The organism is Acinetobacter sp. CIP-A165 (assembly GCF_000367985.1).
GTDB lineage: Bacteria > Pseudomonadota > Gammaproteobacteria > Pseudomonadales > Moraxellaceae > Acinetobacter.
Map to the genome: position 1 here is coordinate 266,117 of NZ_KB849202.1, position 19,068 is coordinate 285,184.

At 39.6% G+C, this 19,068-nt stretch carries 18 protein-coding genes; 12 read left to right on the forward strand and 6 right to left on the reverse strand.

What is annotated here, in order from left to right:
• The first annotated feature begins 228 nt into the window (after positions 1–228).
• Positions 229–3,270, forward strand: coding sequence for a DNA translocase FtsK (locus tag F991_RS06840; RefSeq protein ID WP_004670113.1), 3,042 nt, complete (start codon positions 229–231; stop codon positions 3,268–3,270).
• A 126-nt stretch (positions 3,271–3,396) separates the two neighbouring features.
• Positions 3,397–4,014 (forward strand): threonine export protein RhtC, encoded by a 618-nt coding sequence (rhtC, locus tag F991_RS06845; RefSeq protein ID WP_004670116.1) that lies wholly within the window; start codon positions 3,397–3,399, stop codon positions 4,012–4,014.
• Between the two features lie 40 nt (positions 4,015–4,054).
• On the opposite strand, the gene F991_RS06850 is transcribed toward rhtC, so the two are convergent.
• The 6 genes from F991_RS06850 to F991_RS06875 all read right to left on the reverse strand — a co-directional run bounded on the left by F991_RS06850 (position 4,055) and on the right by F991_RS06875 (position 8,452).
• The gene (locus F991_RS06850) at positions 4,055–4,342 is read right to left on the reverse strand and encodes a PA4642 family protein (RefSeq protein WP_004670118.1); all 288 of its coding nucleotides are present in this window, start codon (positions 4,340–4,342) and stop codon (positions 4,055–4,057) included.
• Positions 4,343–4,484: 142 nt separating this feature from the next.
• Positions 4,485–4,757: a cell division topological specificity factor MinE gene (gene minE / locus F991_RS06855; RefSeq protein WP_004670120.1), complete on the reverse strand. Its 273-nt coding sequence runs from the start codon at positions 4,755–4,757 to the stop codon at positions 4,485–4,487.
• A 2-nt stretch (positions 4,758–4,759) separates the two neighbouring features.
• Positions 4,760–5,572 carry a septum site-determining protein MinD gene (gene minD, locus F991_RS06860; RefSeq protein WP_004670121.1) on the reverse strand — a complete coding sequence of 271 codons (813 nt, stop codon included), beginning with the start codon at positions 5,570–5,572 and terminating at the stop codon, positions 4,760–4,762.
• Positions 5,573–5,631: 59 nt separating this feature from the next.
• The gene (minC, locus tag F991_RS06865; RefSeq protein WP_004670124.1) at positions 5,632–6,351 is read right to left on the reverse strand and encodes a septum site-determining protein MinC; all 720 of its coding nucleotides are present in this window, start codon (positions 6,349–6,351) and stop codon (positions 5,632–5,634) included.
• A 105-nt stretch (positions 6,352–6,456) separates the two neighbouring features.
• The gene (locus tag F991_RS06870) at positions 6,457–7,515 is read right to left on the reverse strand and encodes a hypothetical protein (RefSeq protein WP_004670126.1); all 1,059 of its coding nucleotides are present in this window, start codon (positions 7,513–7,515) and stop codon (positions 6,457–6,459) included.
• A 4-nt stretch (positions 7,516–7,519) separates the two neighbouring features.
• Positions 7,520–8,452: an acyltransferase gene (locus F991_RS06875; protein ID WP_004670128.1), complete on the reverse strand. Its 933-nt coding sequence runs from the start codon at positions 8,450–8,452 to the stop codon at positions 7,520–7,522.
• 390 nt (positions 8,453–8,842) lie between these two features.
• Here F991_RS06875 and F991_RS06880 point away from each other — a divergent pair, with 390 nt between their 5' ends.
• From F991_RS06880 to F991_RS06925, 10 genes are all read left to right on the forward strand, one after another.
• Positions 8,843–9,496: a YiaD family glycine zipper/OmpA-like lipoprotein gene (locus F991_RS06880; RefSeq protein ID WP_004670130.1), complete on the forward strand. Its 654-nt coding sequence runs from the start codon at positions 8,843–8,845 to the stop codon at positions 9,494–9,496.
• Between the two features lie 184 nt (positions 9,497–9,680).
• On the forward strand, positions 9,681–11,720 hold the full coding sequence (locus F991_RS06885; RefSeq protein ID WP_004670132.1) for a UvrD-helicase domain-containing protein: 2,040 nt from the start codon (positions 9,681–9,683) through the stop codon (positions 11,718–11,720).
• Between the two features lie 23 nt (positions 11,721–11,743).
• Positions 11,744–12,196 (forward strand): dUTP diphosphatase, encoded by a 453-nt coding sequence (gene dut / locus F991_RS06890; RefSeq protein WP_004670134.1) that lies wholly within the window; start codon positions 11,744–11,746, stop codon positions 12,194–12,196.
• A gap of 190 nt (positions 12,197–12,386) precedes the next feature.
• Positions 12,387–13,808: a phosphomannomutase/phosphoglucomutase gene (locus F991_RS06895; RefSeq protein ID WP_004670136.1), complete on the forward strand. Its 1,422-nt coding sequence runs from the start codon at positions 12,387–12,389 to the stop codon at positions 13,806–13,808.
• A gap of 13 nt (positions 13,809–13,821) precedes the next feature.
• On the forward strand, positions 13,822–14,724 hold the full coding sequence (gene argB, locus F991_RS06900; RefSeq protein WP_004670138.1) for an acetylglutamate kinase: 903 nt from the start codon (positions 13,822–13,824) through the stop codon (positions 14,722–14,724).
• A 123-nt stretch (positions 14,725–14,847) separates the two neighbouring features.
• Positions 14,848–15,624 (forward strand): GNAT family N-acetyltransferase, encoded by a 777-nt coding sequence (locus F991_RS06905; protein ID WP_004670140.1) that lies wholly within the window; start codon positions 14,848–14,850, stop codon positions 15,622–15,624.
• 100 nt (positions 15,625–15,724) lie between these two features.
• Positions 15,725–16,573 (forward strand): class II glutamine amidotransferase, encoded by an 849-nt coding sequence (locus F991_RS06910; RefSeq protein ID WP_034595594.1) that lies wholly within the window; start codon positions 15,725–15,727, stop codon positions 16,571–16,573.
• A 339-nt stretch (positions 16,574–16,912) separates the two neighbouring features.
• Positions 16,913–17,368, forward strand: a complete 456-nt coding sequence (locus F991_RS06915) for a bacteriohemerythrin (RefSeq protein ID WP_034595086.1) — start codon at positions 16,913–16,915, stop codon at positions 17,366–17,368.
• Positions 17,369–17,614: 246 nt separating this feature from the next.
• Complete coding sequence (locus tag F991_RS06920) at positions 17,615–18,697, forward strand: SLC5/6 family protein (protein ID WP_004670146.1); 1,083 nt, start codon at positions 17,615–17,617, stop codon at positions 18,695–18,697.
• The gene (locus tag F991_RS06925) at positions 18,697–19,011 is read left to right on the forward strand and encodes an RnfH family protein (protein WP_004670147.1); all 315 of its coding nucleotides are present in this window, start codon (positions 18,697–18,699) and stop codon (positions 19,009–19,011) included. Before F991_RS06920 ends, F991_RS06925 begins: the two co-directional genes overlap by 1 nt.
• The last annotated feature ends 57 nt before the right edge of the window (positions 19,012–19,068 follow it).

Below are 19,068 nucleotides of genomic sequence, written 5' to 3' on the forward strand. Positions count from 1 at the left end.
TGGATAATATTGATAAGTTCAATCGAAATAGGCTATATCATGTTTGAAGAATTGATTATTTCAAAATTACGTGTCGAAAATGTGAATCGGCCTTCGATGTTAACAACAACAGTAAACAATCGTGCATCTTTTTTTTTAGAACGCGTGCATAATATAAAACTTATTGATTAAGGTAAGTTAGACCTTAAAAGATACCAACAAATAACGAATTGGGTTACAGGATTGTATATGGCTGCGGTGTCAAGTGTTTATGCACAACGCTTTTTAATGACATTATTTTTAATTTCTTTTGGCATTTATTTATTTCTTGCCACAGTGACCTACACACCTTTTGATCCGGGTTGGATGCATATCTCTAGTGATACCCAGCATGTTTCAAATGCAAGTGGGGTCGCTGGCGCTTGGATCGCAGATTTATTATTTGGTTTCTTGGGCTGGGCGAGCTTACTTATTCCTTTATTTTTATTTATAGAGGCGGTACAGGTTTGGTGGCCAAGAAGCTTTCTAAATTTACCTTTTCGCTATGCAGCACAATTCTTTTTGATCTTATCGATCTCTAGTTTATTGTATTTACACTGGAACACGCCTGCGGATACGCTGGATAATGCTGCAGGTGGCATCATTGGTTATGAGTTAGGGCAAAGTTTGTCTCACCTATTAACCATTTATGGAGCGACATTTTTTTTACTGGCATTTAGTATTTTATTGATTACTTTGGCTTTTGGTATCCAATGGAATAAAACATGGTTGATGTTGAAAAAGACACCTGCCTATTTACAAGATTTATTCTATAGAAATGTGCCGCAGAATGAATCCGCTTATGACCGTACTGAACAATTGGTGGAATCAGAAATACCTGCAATAAAAAATAAAGTACCAGTACAGACTGAATCGGATGTGCAGCAAGCAACGTTAACTAGCGCAACGGTAGATGATGTTCAAGCCAAAGCAACAAAAATGGATGATTCACATCATCAGATTTTGGCTGAAAAGTTGTTTGCTGATGTCGTTGCGCGAGAGCAACAAGGTAATCAACCACAACAAACGCCGCAAACCGAAGACTTTGAGCAAACCTTACAACGCGCACATCAGTTTGAAACTGAAAGCCAACGCCTCGTTCAAACAGGTGAGGTATGGCGCGCGCTACAAAGTGATGATGCGAATCATAAACAGGAAATTGATGCGCTCTTAAGAGCTGCTGATGATGAAAGTTCTTCTACAGCGCCACAGCCATCGCAGTCAGAACCAGAGATTCAGAAAAGCAATCATCGCCATTTAGACTGGAATGATGATCAAATTTTTGATGAATTATTGGCTGCAGTTCCAAACACCAAGACAGCGACGGATTTACACACACCATTTACGCCAGAGTTGCAACAAAATGCACATCATACGGTGGACATGGATATTGATTTTGATTCGCCACTAAGTGAATCAACGCCAACAAAAAATCTTTATTCCCAAACATCGCCTGCCAAAAATGCACATCTAGATGCGCAGGATGATTTCGATCATTTTAATGATCTTTTAGTTGAAAGTGAGCAAGACAAAATAACCACGCCAACAAGCAGTAACCCTCATGCACAACTTGCTGCTGTAAGTGCCACCGCTGAGATGCAAAAAGAAAAGTTATCCAAAGAAGCATTTATTGAAGCATGGCAAGAAACGGCTGGAAAAGCTGAAACAGATTTAGATTTAGAAGATGATTTTGATTTGGATGCGCCATTAACGGATACATTTGGGCGTCCAATGTCACGTGCGATGCAGGTTGCGCAGAAACGTCGTGACTTGCCAACTTTACCGGGCTTAGAGTTGCTGGATAAAGTTGATCCAAACAAAAAGGTGAATTTTACAGCGGAACAATTGGCGCGACTTTCTGAATTATTAGAAATTAAGCTACAGGAATTCAATGTAAAAGCACAGGTGGTTGAAGCTCAACCTGGACCTGTGGTCACGCGTTTTGAATTGGATCTTGCACCAGGCGTTAAAGCATCTAAAGTGACTAATATTTCGCGTGACTTAGCGCGCTCAATGTCGATGGCATCTGTGCGGGTTGTAGAAGTCATTCCGGGCAAACCTTATATTGGTATTGAAGTTCCAAACAGCACGCGTGAAATGGTACGTCTGATTGAATTATTGACCATTCCTGCTTTTACCGATCCAAATAGCATTCTTTCTATGGCGATGGGTAAAGATATTTCAGGTAATCCTGTTATTGCTGATTTGGGGAAAGCACCACACATGTTGGTCGCGGGAACGACAGGTTCAGGTAAATCAGTTGCGGTCAACTCGATGATTTTGTCGATGTTGCTGAAATATACGCCTGATCAATTGCGTTTTATTTTAATTGATCCAAAACAGCTAGAATTAGCCAATTATAATGATATTCCTCACTTATTAACGCCTGTTGTAACCGACATGAAAGATGCGGTGAGTGCATTGAATTGGTGTGTAAATGAAATGGAACGTCGTTATAAACTGATGTCATTTCTTAAAATTCGTAAACTCAGTGACTACAATCGTAAAGTTGAAGAAGCGATTGCAAATGGTGAGGATTTAATTGATCCAACGTGGAAACCAAGTGACTCAGCAACACAAGAACGTGCAGCACGTCTGACGCCGTTACCTTCGATCGTCATTGTTGCGGATGAGTTTGCTGACATGATTATGCAGGTTGGTAAAAAAGCGGAAGAAATGATTACGCGTTTAGCACAAAAATCTCGTGCGGCAGGTATCCATTTGCTGCTTGCAACGCAACGTCCATCTGTAGATGTAATCACAGGTTTGATTAAAGCCAATATCCCAACCCGTGTAGCATTGCGTGTAAACAGTAAAATTGACTCGCGTACGATCTTAGATGCGGGCGGGGCAGAGGACTTGCTTGGTCATGGTGATATGTTGTTCTTAGGGCCGGGTAAAATTGAGCCTGAGCGTGTTCATGGTGCATTCATTAGTGATGACGAAGTCAATCGCATTTGTGATGCATGGCGTGAGCGTGGTGAACCGAACTATGTTGATGAAATATTGACGCCTTTTGATGAGGAACCGTCTTCACGTGGTTTTGAAGATGGTGATGGTGATCCAAACCGTGATGCGCTTTATGATCAGTGTGTTGCTTTTGTTTTGGAAACACGCAAAGCTTCAACTTCTTCATTACAGCGCAAATTTAGTTTAGGTTATAACCGAGCTGCCCGTATTATTGACCAAATGGAAGAAAATGGTATCGTCAGTGCGATGGGTGCAAATGGCAAACGAGATATTCTCGTTTAACGAGAAAAATCCAATAATAAAGCCTCTATTTAGAGGCTTTCTTTTTATATTTACTTATTTTTATATAGTAATAATCACATTTTTTATTTAAGCTTACGCTTTGGAGTCCCATTGCTAGGGTGAGCTATGTTAGTTGCATTGAGTACGCTAATTTTCATTCATTTTTGTGCATTAATTACGCCCGGACCAGATTTCTTTTTGGTCTCACAAACGGCGATCAGTCGTTCGCGTAAAGAGGCTGTATTGGTCGTTTTGGGTATTTGCATCGGTGCAATGCTTTGGTCACTATTGGCGTTGATGGGACTCAATATCATTTTTGAGAAAATGGCTTGGCTTAAACAAGGGCTGTTAATTGCGGGCGGTTTATATTTGTGTTGGCTTGGCTTCCAGATGCTTCGCTCGGCTTTCTCTAAAGGGGATCAGACGGTAAATCCGATTGTCTTGCCTCAATCACCTTATTTATTTTTTATGAAAGGATTGCTAACAAATCTGTCAAATCCAAAAGCAATCATCTATTTTGGTAGTGTATTTTCTCTGTTTTTAACCAATCCTTTATTTGATCAGCATCATTCATTGCTTTTTATTATTGTTTCGGTTGAAACCGCGTTATGGTTTACTTTGGTCGCATTTGTATTTTCTCTACCTACATTTCGCACAGCGTATCAAAACTTTGCAAAATGGATCGATGGTGTTTCAGGTGGGATTTTTACTTTGTTGGGTGTGTATTTGATTGGCAGTCGATAATTATTCAAAAAAAAGCCTGCATGATGCAGGCTTTTTTTTATTAAGCAAACTTTGCTAAGACTTCTAAGAAACCATCTTTTTGGCGTGGAAATTGTGCAATTACGTCATGGATGCGTAATCCTTCAGGATTGGTTGCATTCAAGTCACGGCCATCAGCCAAAAACTGAGTAATCAATCGCTCATAGTCATTTGGACGCATGTGTTTAAATGCATGATAGAGGACATGAAAGTCAGCATTGACACCTGTTGGTGGAAGTTGGTTGAGGTAGGCAAAAACACGCTCATCTGACCATTCTTCATTGAAAGTTGCTGGCTGTGATAATGCCATGACAGTCTCCTCAGTCTTTAATAAAGGAAAAATATTCTACTCGAAGCGTAGCTTCTCGTCTTGCGACTGGGCAAAGCGTTGCTTTGCTTACCCAGCCTCATATTTTGCCTTTATTTGCAAAAAATCGCTAATGAAAAAACTACTATCGATCTTCAGGTAAATTGATATTCATTTCTAACATTTCAATATTTGCTTCTGAACGAACTTGCATTTGAATATGCTGTTCATCCACACCTCGAACGTAACGACTGACGACCTGCATGATTTCTTTTTTCATTTGGTCAATCTTGTCTTGGCTTAAACGACGACCTAAGCCTTGTTCAGATGCAACAATTACCTTTAGACGATCTTTGGCAGTTTGTGCACTTGATGACTTTTCATCACTGCTAAATAATTTACTCCAGAATCCTGCCATCATTACGCTCCAAATAGTCTAGCTAACCAACCTCTTGGCTGTACCACAATGTGTCGATAAGGACGTTCTTCACCAAGAAAACGAGCCACTAAATCATCATAGGCTTGACCAGCTTTTTCTTCTGTATAAAGAATAACAGGCTTACCTTCGTTCGATGCTTGAAGTACGCTCGGACACTCAGGAATAACACCCAAAGTCGGAACACGTAAAATATCTTTAGAAATGTCATCAATCGTCAGCATTTCTTGTCTATCTGCACGTTCTGGATTGAAACGTGTGATACACAAGTGCTTACGGATACGGCCTTCGTTTTGCTCAACTTTTTTAGTTTTGCTATCCAACATACCGATGATACGATCTGAGTCACGAACAGAAGAAATTTCTGGGTTTGTGACAATGATTGCTTCATCAGCATGATACATCGCTAAAATTGCACCACGCTCGATCCCTGCTGGTGAGTCACAAATGATGTAATCAAACTCTTGTGACAATTCATCAATCACGCGGGCAACACCTTCATCACTTAAGGCATCTTTATCACGGGTTTGTGAAGCAGGTAATATATATAGGTTTTCAATTTCTTTATCACGGATGAGCGCTTGTTGTAAGCGAGCTTCGTTATTGATGACATTAACAAAGTCATAGACGACGCGGCGTTCGCAGCCCATGATTAAGTCAAGATTACGTAAACCTACATCGAAATCGATCACAACAGTTTTATGACCACGTTGGGCTAATCCTGTTGCAAAAGATGCGCTGGTCGTAGTTTTACCTACACCACCTTTGCCTGACGTTACGACAACAATTTTGGCCACCGAATCCACTCCTATTTATGGTCATACGCCCCTAAAAGGGCTTTTTTGGTGTTTATAAATTAAAACTGCAAAGTTTCAAATTCAAGCTCTTGCTTGGCGTTTAAATAAATATGTACAGGTTTCTTGATCAGATCTTTAGGAATATCATCTGCAACACAATATGTCCCTGCGATAGAGACCAGTTCTGCTTCGAGAGAATTGCAAAAAATGCGCGCTGAAGTATGTCCACCTGCACCTGCAATGACTCTACCACGTGCATTACCATAAATGTGAATATTTCCAGATGCAATCACTTCAGAGCAGCTGTTCATACCTGCATTTAAGATAATATCGCCTTGATCTTGTACCAAACATTGCCCAGTACGCAAAATCTCATCATGATAAGAGGTGATATGCGTATGCGCTGTGTTTTTTTGTGGTGTTTGTATTGCAGCACTATTCGCTTGCTCTTTAGCTGGGTGAGCCACCACTTGTTCTTTCGATGCTTTAATCCGCTGTAAGGGTTGATCCGCAGGTAAAACAGGGAATTGAATCGCTCGTGCTTCATCACCTAAGAGACCATCAATCACTGCCATTGGTTGTAGGCCTAGATCGATTAACACTTGAATTAAGGCGATGAGTTCTTGTTCAACGGTACTGTCTATAATTACCAAAGTTCCTAAATAAGAACCTTCATTGAGTGTGCTCGTCAATTGCTGTCGGATTGCATTGTGGTCATTTGTGTCGAAAGTTAATCGACTAAAATTCACCATTCTGCCCGTAATCCGTATATCAGCCATAATGTATCCTTCAGGGCTTTTAAGCACTCTAGTGTGTTAAAATAAAAGCAAATGCTAGAACAAATTACAGCAATTCTCTAGCTCGAATAGTAAATTTTCTTGTAATCATTCTGCTTTTTTGTTCAATTGAGCATTTTCATCCAGCATTTCTTGCCATTGCTTGACTCGAACTTGTTTGCTTATCGCCTCAATGCTTTCAAATACGACAGATTTAACCAATTCTTCCAAGTATTGATTATTAATATTTAGCTCACTGACTTTTTCTGCAATCAGTTGAAAATTTTCATTGGGCTGCTGAGGTGAGCCTGCTGTAAAAGGCTCGATTAAACCTGCGCTAATATTTTCCCCCAAGCGTTGTCCAATACTTTGAATCTGTTGCTCAATCCGCCCACCGACGATCGGAATAAGGCGTAATAGCTGGGTCAGTTCAGGGGTATCTTCGATGGCTTGATTGACAATCGCACCTACTTTTTGGGTAATCGCAGGTTGTTGCTGTTGTAAAGCAGTCGCCAAAGATTCTTGTAGCAAAGAGGAAAGTGTCGTCACAAATAACTGGCGGTGATGATCAACCAAATTATGAATGGTTTGTTGATGGCTATTATTGGTTTGTAACTCACGCTTTAGCCCATCAAGTACAGTCAGTACCACGCGATCGGATAACTCTTCCATCACCACACGATAATAAAATAAAAGTGTGCGCTGTATCTTTTCTGGGATCACTTGATAGCCCATTTCATATAAGCGGTAGGCAATAATCCCAGCCCGAAATAAACGTAGGAAACGCAAATAAGGAATAATGGCTAGAATTTCATAGAAATGCACAAATGGAAACCACCACCAACGAGCATGGTGTTTATTGATGATCGCAAAAATCCAACGTACAACCAGTTCTGCAATCAAAAAGATAATAAACCAAGCTTCAGTGGTGATAACCCAAGGGTTGAGATGGGTTCGATAGAAATCAAGAACGCTGAGTAGATGAATCTGTTGAAATAACCATTCCCCAAGAGAACTCATCAGGAAAAGGTTCATACCTAAGCAGAATAAGTTAAATACAATAATAAACACCATAAAGATGTCATAGAGCAAAAACAGTCGGAAAGGCCAACTGTTTTGATCGACACTGTGGTATTTAGATTTTGGCTTCTTATTCTGCTGAGTCATAAATTTACTTAATGTCCGATGTGGTTGTATATTTTTCTTTCATTTGCTGAATGAGCTGATCTTTTTCAGTCCAGATTTGATCGACCCATTTTTGGAAACGTTCACGAAACTCTAGATCATCCTCGTAGTTGCCCCCAAGCACCCAATCAGGAATCTCAATTTTACGTAAATCGACCGCTATGCGGGAAACATCACCCAGCCAAAAATCGCTATATTCAGGCGGACCATCTGGATAAACAATGGTCATATCAACAAAGGCATCTACTTTATCACCCAGAATATTTAACGCCAATGCTAAACCACCCGCTTTAGGCTTAAGCAGGTTTTTATATGGTGACTGCTGTTTGGCATGTTTTTCTGGGGTAAAACGTGTGCCTTCTAAATAGTTGAGTAAAGTAAAAGGCTGACTCAGTAATTGTTCACAGGCTTTGCGTGCTTCGAGCATATCGCGTGATTTTAGCTCAGGATTTTTAGCAATCTGTTCTTTTGTATGACGTTTCATCATTGGGAAGCCTAAAATTTTAAAGGCTTGACCAACAAAAGGAATGAAAATCAGCTCCCACTTGGTAAAGAAGCGGGTAAGCGGCATACGGGTTAAACCAAAATATTGATTAACCGTGGTGTCGACCCAGCTTTGATGATTACAAATCATCAAATATCGACCTTGTAAGCTTAGATCGAGTTTTTCATCGATGCTGATATCCCATTGTAGGTTGGGCAGTACATGCTCAATGAGTTGGTTATTTATCCCAATCCAGCTATTTGCGAGTTGGATATTCGTTTCATCGACTTTCGCAGATTTTTTGAATAATTTTGTCAAACCTAAAGCCAGCACAGGAGGGCCATGCAAGAAGGTGCTTCCTGTAATGACAGAACCAACGGTCAATCCTTTACTAATTTTTTGCAATAAAGATGCTTTTTTATTTGAGGTAGACATAAATCAAACCTTGAGTGCAAATGTTTAAAAAATAGATGATCCAACTATAAACAACAGAAATTGAAATACAACCGTATATTTGAGGATCTTGACAATTTTTATATATTTAGATGGGTTAGAGCGCATTTCTACAAAATATTAAAGCTTCTACTGAGGTGTGAAATACCAATTTGTAGTAAACTTAACAATGAAAATGGTGATATTATTTTTGAAAAGAACAGTCAACGTATAACGATGAAGGAAATGTGTTGCTTTATTCAAGTAAAGTGCATCAAAGTATTACAAAAATATAAATAAACTGTTTATTATTAACAAAATATCAATGGTATGGCATCGTTTTCTCATCCATTATTCACCAAGACAACAAAATACATAGACAGGAGCTACGCAATGCGTGCATTAATGATTTCAACACTCGTAGGGGCTGGATTGGTACTTTCTGGTTGCCAAACTACTGGTAATAATATTGGCGGCGTAGAATATGATAAGTCTGCTCTAGGCGCATTGATTGGTGCTGCTGCGGGATATGGCGTTTCTAAAGGTAATGCAAATACAAGTAAGCAAAATAACCGTGCTGCGGCGATTGGTGCAGTTTTAGGTGGTGCTGGTGGTTTATATCTTGACAACAAAGAGAAAAAACTTCGTCAACAAATGCAGGGTACTGGTGTAGATGTTGGCCGTAATCCAGATGGTTCTGTTCAATTGATTATGCCTGGTAGCATTACTTTTGATACTAACAAATCAAATATCAAGCCAAACTTCTATACGACTTTAAACAAAGTTGCGCAAGTATTGGCTGAAGATAACCAAAGTGCGATCTTAGTAACTGGTTATACTGACAACACAGGTAATGATTCAATCAATATTCCATTATCTCAAGCACGTGCTCAATCAGTTAAAAACTATTTAGCTGGTAAAGGTATTTCAAGTGGTCGTATTGATGCACAAGGTTATGGTTCATCAAATCCAATCGCAGACAACAGTACTGCTGCTGGCCGTGAACAAAACCGTCGTGTAGAAATCAGCATTTATGCAAAACAGTAATTTTTACTGATTTTTAAAGAACCACCTTCGGGTGGTTTTTTTATTGCTTAAATTTCTTGCGACAAGCTGTGGCGTGTTATTTGCAGAAGACATCATAATTTATACATATCCCAAGATTTATTATTGGGATTCTAAAACAGAGATGTCTATAATCATGCTCGGAAACGTGAGAGGTATTACAACGATGTCATCTGCCAGTCAATTGAATGACAAGCAACTTGAAGCCATGAAATATGTTCAAGGGCCTTTGTTGGTGCTTGCAGGTGCAGGTTCAGGTAAAACTTCAGTAATTACGAGAAAAGTTGCTTTTTTGGTGCAGCAGTGTGGTATTCCTGCTCATCGCATCACTGCAATGACTTTTACCAATAAAGCAGCACGTGAAATGAAAGAGCGTGTCAGTAAGCTCCTTTCTCGTGAAGAGGCAAAAGGGCTTTCTGTCTCGACCTTCCATACATTTGGCTTAAATTTATTACGCTTAGAATTAAAAAACTTGCCGCTGAAAGCCAATTTCTCAATCTTAGATGCAGATGACTGTAAACGAATTTTGATGGATTTGATGCAGCGTGACAATTTATCAGGTGCTGAAAGCAAAGATTTGATTGCGAAAGCAATGCGAAAAATTTCAGATTGGAAAAACGATCTGGTTTTGCCTGAACATGCACATTCAACCTGTGAAACGGTCGATGATGTTCAGCTTGCGCATCTCTATCAACTTTATGAACGTAACTTACGTGCTTATAATGCGGTTGATTTTGATGATTTGATTGTGATGCCAACGCGTTTACTTCAGGAAAATGCGGAAGTGCGTGATAAATGGCAAAACAGAGTCCGTTATTTGTTGGTGGATGAATATCAAGATACCAACACCGCCCAATATACCTTAGTTAAGCTCTTAGTCGGGGTGATGGGACAGTTCACTGCGGTAGGAGATGATGACCAATCCATCTATGCATGGCGCGGAGCAAAGCCTGAAAACATGGCTTTACTCAAAGAGGATTTTCATAATCTAAAAGTGATTAAGCTTGAGCAAAACTATCGCTCGACTAGCCGTATCTTAAAAGCTGCCAATGCCGTGATTGAAAATAATCCGCACATTTTTGACAAGAAGTTGTGGAGTGATAAAGGCCATGGTGAAACCATTCGTATCATCACTTGTTTGAATGATGATGATGAAGCAGAGCGTGTGGTTAAAGATTTAATCACACATAAGCTCATGAATGGTAAAAGTTGGAAAGATTATGCAGTGCTCTATCGTGGTAATTTCCAAGCGCGTGTTTTAGAAACCCAACTGCGTCAACTACAGATTCCTTATAAATTATCAGGTGGGCAATCATTCTTTGCGCGTGCCGAAATTAAAGATGTGATGAGCTATTTACGCTTAATCATCAATCCTGAAGATGACAGTGCATTCTTACGAATTATTAATACCCCAAAACGTGCCATTGGTCCGGTCACTTTAGAAAAGCTCGGTCTATTTGCACAAGAAAATACTCTGTCATTGCTAACAGCATCATCAGACCAACGTCTGTCGATGGTGTTGCCAAAGAAAGCGACGACACAATTACATGAGTTCGCGGATTTTATTGCTACATTCACTCGTGAACTTTTAGATGATGATGAACCTGTACCTAAAGTCCGTCAGATGATCAATGAAGCTGGCTATATTGATTATGTGCGTGAACAAGCGGCGACACCAGCACAAGAAAAAACCAAGATAGACAATATTGAGACGCTATATACCAGTATCCAAAACTTGATCAATCGTGCCGACGATGTTGATGAGAAAAATATCGAAAGCGTAATTCGTAAACTGGTCTTATTGGATATGCTCGAACAGCAGCAAGAGGAAGAAGACACTGACAAGGTGAACCTATTGACGCTGCATGCAGCCAAAGGTCTAGAGTTTCCTTATGTCTATATGATTGGTTTGGAAGAAGAGTTACTGCCACATAAAAACTCGATTGCAGCGGAAACCATCGAAGAGGAACGCCGTTTGATGTATGTGGGGATTACCCGTGCACGTCAAGGTTTAACGTTGACACTGGCAGAGCAGCGTAAAAACGGTGGGCAAATGCGTCAGATGACACCAAGTCGCTTCTTGGATGAGCTACCGCAAGATGAGCTGGAATGGCATGGTCGTAAGAAGAAACTTGCGCCAAATGTTGATCCGAAAGAGCAGGCGCAGCATTATCTCGCAAATTTAAAAGCTTTATTGAAACGTTAAGAAAGTGTAAGTAGGAAGTCGAAATGAAAGTCCAAGTTAAAGTATTAGATGCACGTTTAGGTCAAGAGTGGGCATTGCCTTCTTATGCGACGACAGGTTCAGCAGGTTTAGATTTACGTGCTTGCTTGGATGAAGCGATTGAGATTGCTGCAGGTGAAACGGTTTTAGTCAAAACTGGCTTGGCGATTTACATTGAAGATCCAAATTTTGCGGGTTTGATTTTACCACGTTCTGGTCTAGGTCATAAGCACGGTATCGTGTTGGGTAACTTGGTTGGTTTGATTGATTCAGACTATCAAGGTGAGTTGATGGTGTCTGTTTGGAATCGTGGACAAAACACCTTCCGTTTAGAACCTGGTGAGCGTTTAGCACAATATGTGCTCGTACCTGTTGTACAAGCACAATTTGAACAAGTGAATGAATTTGTTGCGACTGAGCGTGGTGCAGGAGGTTTTGGGCATACAGGCCAACAATAACGTTTCAATTAATCTTTTGGAGTGCAATGTTCTCGCGTGGAACGTTGCATTTTTCGTATTGATTGTTGCTTAAATATATATTAAAAAGCAGCTGACGATTTATTTTAATTTTTATCAACAAGGGTGCGTTAATTTCTTAATAGTAATATTTTTTGAATAGTCTTTCGATTATAAAAAATAGGGGCTTACTGTGAATATAAAACATACATTTCCTCTGAATATTTTTCGTGCTTATGATATCCGGGGAAAGCTAAGTAATTTAACACCTCATGTTATTCGTTCAATTGCTTACGCTTTAGTACTACAGTATAAAAAAGCTGAACAAAACCAAATCGTAATAGGGTACGATGCGCGTTTAACCAGTCCAACTTATGCCAATATTATTCAGCAAATATTTGAACAACAGGGCTTTAAAGTCACCAACATTGGGTGTTGTTCATCACCAATGATGTATTACATTGCAAGAGATTATGGTGGTAATGGCATCATGGTCACTGCAAGTCATAACCCAAAATCGGATAATGGGATTAAGTGGATTTTGAGCGGTGAACCACCGAATCCTGAAGCGATTCAAAAAATCGGTCAATTGGCTCAAGTCTCTTTGTCTGATTTAAATCAAGCACATGATTTGGAAAATGTCTTGCATAAGATTATTCCTCAGTACTGTTTGCAGTATCAGCAATCATTGCTCAGCGATATTCACTTATCACGCCCTTTGAAAGTTGTTTTAGATGGTTTGCATGGTTCGGCTGGTCGTTGTGCAAAACAGGTTTTAGAAAAGTTAGGCTGCGAGGTGATTGCTTTACGCTGTGAGGCAAATGGGGATTTTCCAGATCATGCTCCAGATCCATCGCATGCAGCACACTTAAGACAATTACAAGCCGCAATTATTTCTGAAAAAGCAAATTTAGGCATTGCTTTAGATGGAGACGGGGATCGGGTGGTTCTACTGGACGAACACGCGCATATTATTAGTCCTGATCGTTTATTATCTTTGTTCGCACAGATGTGTTTGTTACAACATCCACATAAAGAAATCGTATTTGATGTGAAGTGTTCTCGGATGGTTGCAGATACGGTGCAGCAACTCGATGGACAAGCGAAAATGATCCGGACAGGCAGTAGTTTCTTACGTGCTTATTTATCACAGTCGCAAGGTGAAGCCGTGTTTGGCGGGGAATATGCTGGTCATTATGTCTTTAATGATGGGCGTGGTTTTGGCTATGACGATGGTTTATACGCCGCATTGCGTGTAATGGAGTATTTTACCCAATCCAATGCAGGCAGTTTTTCTGAATTATTTGCGATTTATCCTGAACGATATTGCACTGAAGATACCTATATCAGTACGCACGAAGCGAATCCTAAACAAGTTTTAAATGATATTGAAATTTTAAGTCATCGTTTAGGCGCTCGTTTAAGTAAAATTGATGGCGTAAGACTTGATTTTGACGATGGTTTTGGCATTATTCGAGCATCCAATACGGGTGAGTATTTTACCGTTCGTTTTGATGCAGATAACCCAGATCGATTAATTGAGATTCGCCAAGAATTTGTTTCTATGTTGCAAGATCAATATCCTCTAATTGCACAAGAACTCGCACAGGCTTAATAAGGAGAGATACATGCCACCTCACGAGCATATCGGCATTGATAAAGCTAAAATTTTGATTGAAGCTTTGCCGTACATCCAACGTTTTGCAGGCAAAACTTTGGTGGTGAAATACGGTGGCAATGCGATGACTGATCCAGAGTTGGAAAGTTCATTTGCTCGTGACATCGTGTTATTAAAAACAGTGGGTTTAAATCCAATTGTGGTGCATGGTGGTGGACCTCAGGTTGACTCATTATTAAAGCGTTTAGGCCAAGAGTCTGATCGTATTGATGGTATGCGTGTCACCGATCAGGCGACGATGGAAGTTGTCGAAATGGTCTTGGGTGGTAGTGTCAATAAATCTATCGTGAACTTGATTAATCAACATGGCGGTCGTGCCATTGGTTTAACGGGTAAAGATGGAAATTTGCTTCGCGCGCGTAAATTGTTGATGGAAAAACAAGAAGCAGATGGTTCAATCTCTCAAATTGATTTGGGCATGGTTGGCGAAGTCATCGGCGTTAAAACCGACGTACTTGAGATGTTTACCCAAGGTGATTTTATTCCTGTAATTGCACCATTAGGTGTCGATGACGAAGGTAATACCTATAATATCAACGCGGACTTAGTGGCTGGAAAAGTTGCAGAAGCGTTAGGTGCTGAGAAACTGATTTTACTCACCAATATTACTGGTGTACTCGATGAAAATAAAAACCTGTTGACAGGTTTAAGTACGCAGGAAGTTGATCGTTTAATTGAGACGGGTGTGATTTATGGCGGGATGATTCCTAAAGTTGGTTGTGCGCTTGATGCGGTCAAAGGTGGTGTAGTGAGTGCGCATATTGTTGATGGTCGTGTGCCACATGCAACCTTATTAGAAATCTTTACCGATCATGGTGTTGGTACGTTGATTACTAATCGTATGAAGCATTAAATATTCATACCAAGATGAAAGAGACCTCATATAGGTCTCTTTTGTCATCAGCTCTTCATGTTTTAGTCATGGCAATGTCATTTAAGCGATTTAAGGTAAGTCTAGTCATAAGGAGCTTTCATTATGCTAGAAAAATTAAACCAATATCGCCAAAATTTGACTTTACCTTTACGTCAAAAACCTTCGCAAACCCAGTTTCGTTTTGAATGGGTAGATAATTTAAAAGAATTACAACAAGTACAACGTTTTAGAGCAACGCAATTTAGCCATCAATTTGGGATGACTTTTGAGGATGGTCTCGATCAAGATATTTATGATTTTGGTTGTGAACATGCGGTGTTACGTGAGAAATGGACAGGGGAGATTGTGGCTTATACACGGCTTAAATTGTTCCAAGGACATGAAATCGGACAAAGTTATAGCGCACAAGAGTTTGATGTGGTCCCACATTTTTCACATTTGCCGAATGTATTGGAAATCGGACGAACCTGTGTTCACCCACAATTTCGTTCAGGTAAAGCTTTATCCATGTTATGGCTGAATTTAGCCCCGAAAGTTCTTTGGTCAATGCGTGCCAAGTATTTAATGGGCTGTGTCAGTATTCATCTTGAAGATAATTCAGCCCGTGCCTATTATACACATCGTCAAATTCAACAACTTGCTGCACATCAGAGCATTGATATCCGTTCAAAACGTGCTTTTGAGCCAGAACGTCCTGACTATAGTTTTCCGCAAGATGAGCGCATGCCTAAGCTATTTCAAACGTATTTAGGAATGCAGTCGAAGTTATCCAAACAGGCATTCTATGATGAGGATTTTAAATGCTTAGACTATTTCGTATTCTTAGAAGTGAATAAAATTGCAACCTCATTTGTGATGAATAAAATGGTGCAACGTTAGGGCTTTGTCATATTTAATCTCATTCTGTGCACATATTGAGATTTACAAGGCATCTAGGGCTCATGCACAATAGGTAAAGATGTCAGAAAGTAAAAAAGATATGTGCCAACTATTAGGAATGAACTGCGCAACACCGACAGATATTACTTTTTCCTTTCGTGGTTTTTCCCAACGAGCAGGTGTGACGTCTGATCATTGTGATGGTTTTGGTATCGCTTTTTTTGAAGACAAAGCCTGTCGTTTATTTGTCGATAATCAATCCGCAGTTGAGTCACCAATTGCGGATTTAGTACGCAACTATCCAATCAAATCACGCAATGTCATCGCACATATTCGAAAAGCCACGCAAGGTAAAATTACCTTAGAAAACTCGCATCCATTTTTACGTGAGTTGTGGGGCAGACATTGGATATTTGCGCATAATGGTGATTTACATAATTTTAACCCTGTATTGAATGGGCGCTTTGAACCTGTTGGCAACACTGATAGTGAATACGCATTTTGCTACTTATTAGATCAAATGGTTGAAGCGTTTGGCTATACAGAGCCTAGTCTTGAAGAGCTTTTTTCTCTGTTAGAACGTATCGCCCCTCAAATCGCTGAACATGGCACATTTAATTTCTGCTTATCCAATGGTCAAGCATTATTTAGTTATGCCACCACCAAACTGCATTGGCTTGTGCGAGAGTATCCATTTCAACATGCACATTTGATTGATTTGGATGTAGAGGTTGATTTTAGCCAAGTGACGACAGAGGAAGATCGGGTCGCTGTGATTACCACTGAGCCTTTAACTCATAATGAGGAGTGGACGGCTTTTCAAGCAGGTGAAATGATCTTATTCCAAGATGGAAAATCGATTAAACATGCATTAACACGCGTTGAACGACTTATTCGTGAAGCAGAAAATCCATCACTAAAACGGGTCACTAAAGCCGATCAATATTAGACGCTTTGTATTACTCCCAACTCGAGAAAAAATGGGATTTATAAAACAAGTCTATCCATTTATAAGAATGAAGTAGCATCGCTCAAATGTAGATTTTTTCTTAATTTAAAGATGTATATATCATATATATATCAATAAAATTAGATAGATAATTTTTCTAACTGGTTAAAAAATACTTGAGTGTTTTAGTGGGTGAAAAATTTAAAATAAATATAAAACAATAGGTTAATTTATTTATTTGAAAAATATGTAAAATCTGACAAAAATGCTTTGTTTTTATTTCCCTCCTTTATCGATATTATTCTTTTATTCAATAAATAATATTGATCTTGGGGGATTTTGGGGATGAAATGGTCTGTTGATTATAATACAGGTATTGAAGTTATTGATGATCAACATCGTCGTATTCTAGATTATATTAATGAAATAGATGAATTAAAACACAGCAATGATCGGGTAAAAATGAAAGGTGTTTTGGATAATATTATTGATTATACCCAATCCCATTTCACCTTCGAAGAAAGCTTACAAGAAGAAGCGAACTATAAGTATCGTGTTCCACATAAGCGTGTACATGACTTATTTATCAAGAAGATAGAAGTTTATCGAGAGCGTTTTGAATTGGGACAGGAAATCGATAAAGAGTTACATGAAGCACTGTCTAAATGGCTGATTAATCATATTCGTCATGATGATGCTGATTATGTTGGTGCGGTCAAAGAAAATATGATTGGCATCATTAAAGAGAATGAAAAGAAAAAAGGGAAAAACTGGTTTTCTCGCTTTTTCTCATAATAATAAGATAATAAAAAAAAGGCCCTTTATTGTAGAAAAATAATAAAGCAAGTATTAGTGTAAATAAAGGGTCTAATGAGTAAAATAATAATTCATGCGCGGCAAATCATCTAGATGGTGGTTTGCCTTTTTCTTTCTCTATCTTTTATTTTGATTTTCAGGCTTGAGAAAGGCAAAATAGATTGAATATTTCATTGTAAGCACCATAAAGTGCAATGAGTTCAAAGATTTTTCAAGGAATGCATTATGCAGGACACAACTCTGTCACGCTGGTTAGCTCCAGTGATGGCGTTTTGCTTATCTTTTGTCATGATTACTACTTTAGCCCCTACGGTTGGTGTCCAAATTGATCGTCAATTGGATTTCTGGTTGTTATGGTTAGGCACAATGTTTTTATTGGCATTGCCCATTGCTTATCTTGAAATTGCTTTAGCAAAGCGATCACAGACAACAGCATTGCAAGCATTATCCACACTCACACGTGATGCTGATGCGTCACCAAGATGGCGTATTGTTGGCTGGTTAGCAGTTGTTTTTATCCCGTTTTTTGCGGGTAGTGTTTTAACAACAGCAAGCAGTGTGGTGAGTCCACAAATTGCATTCGATCTTTCTGATCAAGTCCTTTTTGCTATTTTTGCCGTTATTGCACTCGGTTTATCCTTTATTCCACGCCAGTTTTTGCTTGCGTTGACAACCTTGGGTGTAGTTGCAGCTTTTATTCTTGCAAATGTGATGGGTACTGAGCTATCTGCATGGCATTGGACCGGTATTGAATTTAAAGAGTGGGGCAATGCCACTGTGCTTGCGTTAGTCGCAAGTGGTTTAGGGCTTGGTTTATATTGGCAAAGTAGCTTATCAACGGTGAGGCAGCAGCCAGCAGCGACTACAGCTGTATTGCCGATTTGGCTTGCTCAACTTGTTGCTGTAATTGCTTTTGGTTTCTTCTCGGTTCAGGCTCAACTTCCTGCATTGGCATGGGTGTTCGCTGCGATCATGACGGCAGCATTGTTGATTCAATTGACAAGAGAACAGTTAGCACAACGTCAACTCGCTCCTGTCATCCAATGGGTGATTGTTGTTGCTGCGATCGCAGTGTGGGCTATTCCACAAGTTGAACAAATTTTTAATACGTTGCTAATGTTATGGGGCTTGGCGATTTGCTTAATCTATGCTGTTTTTGCTGGCTGGATTATGAAGATCAGTCATTTACGTAAAGCGATGGGTTTTAGCAATGAGTTGTTTTATAACTTATGGCGTATCGCTGTACGTGTGGTGTTACCACTGTCAATCGTTATTGCTGCCATCGCTGTGATCGGACAGAGCTTTTAATGGAACAAATCAAGCAGGTTTGGGTTGCTTTTAGCAGCCCTGAGCAACAGTTTCATATTGCGGTTGCATTTGTTGAAGGGATGACTGCATTACAAGCCATTCAGAACAGTGGTTTAGCCGATCAAGTCAATTTACCTGAACCTTTACAACTCGGTGTCTTTGGTACAAAGATTGAAGTTGAAACCGTTCTTCAAGCAGGCGATCGGGTTGAAATTTACCGTGCGTTGACGATTAACCCAAACGATATTCGGCGTAAACGAGCTGCTAAAAACCCAGTAGGGCGTTTCGCCAAAGGTAATCGTTTCAAACTATGAGCTTGATAAATAAAACCCCTCACGAATGATTCGATGAAGGGTTTTATTTTATAGCAA

Excerpts from the sequence above, each read along its gene's own strand:
- argB (WP_004670138.1), top strand. The coding sequence starts at position 13,822 with ATGCCACCTCACGAGCATATCGGCATTGATAAAGCTAAAATTTTGATT.
- dut (WP_004670134.1), top strand. The coding sequence starts at position 11,744 with ATGAAAGTCCAAGTTAAAGTATTAGATGCACGTTTAGGTCAAGAGTGG.
- F991_RS06880 (WP_004670130.1), top strand. The coding sequence starts at position 8,843 with ATGCGTGCATTAATGATTTCAACACTCGTAGGGGCTGGATTGGTACTT.
- F991_RS06885 (WP_004670132.1), top strand. The coding sequence starts at position 9,681 with ATGTCATCTGCCAGTCAATTGAATGACAAGCAACTTGAAGCCATGAAA.
- F991_RS06840 (WP_004670113.1), top strand. The coding sequence starts at position 229 with ATGGCTGCGGTGTCAAGTGTTTATGCACAACGCTTTTTAATGACATTA.
- F991_RS06875 (WP_004670128.1), bottom strand. The coding sequence starts at position 8,452 with ATGTCTACCTCAAATAAAAAAGCATCTTTATTGCAAAAAATTAGTAAA.
- F991_RS06925 (WP_004670147.1), top strand. The coding sequence starts at position 18,697 with ATGGAACAAATCAAGCAGGTTTGGGTTGCTTTTAGCAGCCCTGAGCAA.
- minE (WP_004670120.1), bottom strand. The coding sequence starts at position 4,757 with ATGGCAGGATTCTGGAGTAAATTATTTAGCAGTGATGAAAAGTCATCA.
- F991_RS06905 (WP_004670140.1), top strand. The coding sequence starts at position 14,848 with ATGCTAGAAAAATTAAACCAATATCGCCAAAATTTGACTTTACCTTTA.
- rhtC (WP_004670116.1), top strand. The coding sequence starts at position 3,397 with ATGTTAGTTGCATTGAGTACGCTAATTTTCATTCATTTTTGTGCATTA.
- minC (WP_004670124.1), bottom strand. The coding sequence starts at position 6,351 with ATGGCTGATATACGGATTACGGGCAGAATGGTGAATTTTAGTCGATTA.
- F991_RS06910 (WP_034595594.1), top strand. The coding sequence starts at position 15,725 with ATGTGCCAACTATTAGGAATGAACTGCGCAACACCGACAGATATTACT.
- F991_RS06850 (WP_004670118.1), bottom strand. The coding sequence starts at position 4,342 with ATGGCATTATCACAGCCAGCAACTTTCAATGAAGAATGGTCAGATGAG.
- F991_RS06870 (WP_004670126.1), bottom strand. The coding sequence starts at position 7,515 with ATGACTCAGCAGAATAAGAAGCCAAAATCTAAATACCACAGTGTCGAT.
- F991_RS06920 (WP_004670146.1), top strand. The coding sequence starts at position 17,615 with ATGCAGGACACAACTCTGTCACGCTGGTTAGCTCCAGTGATGGCGTTT.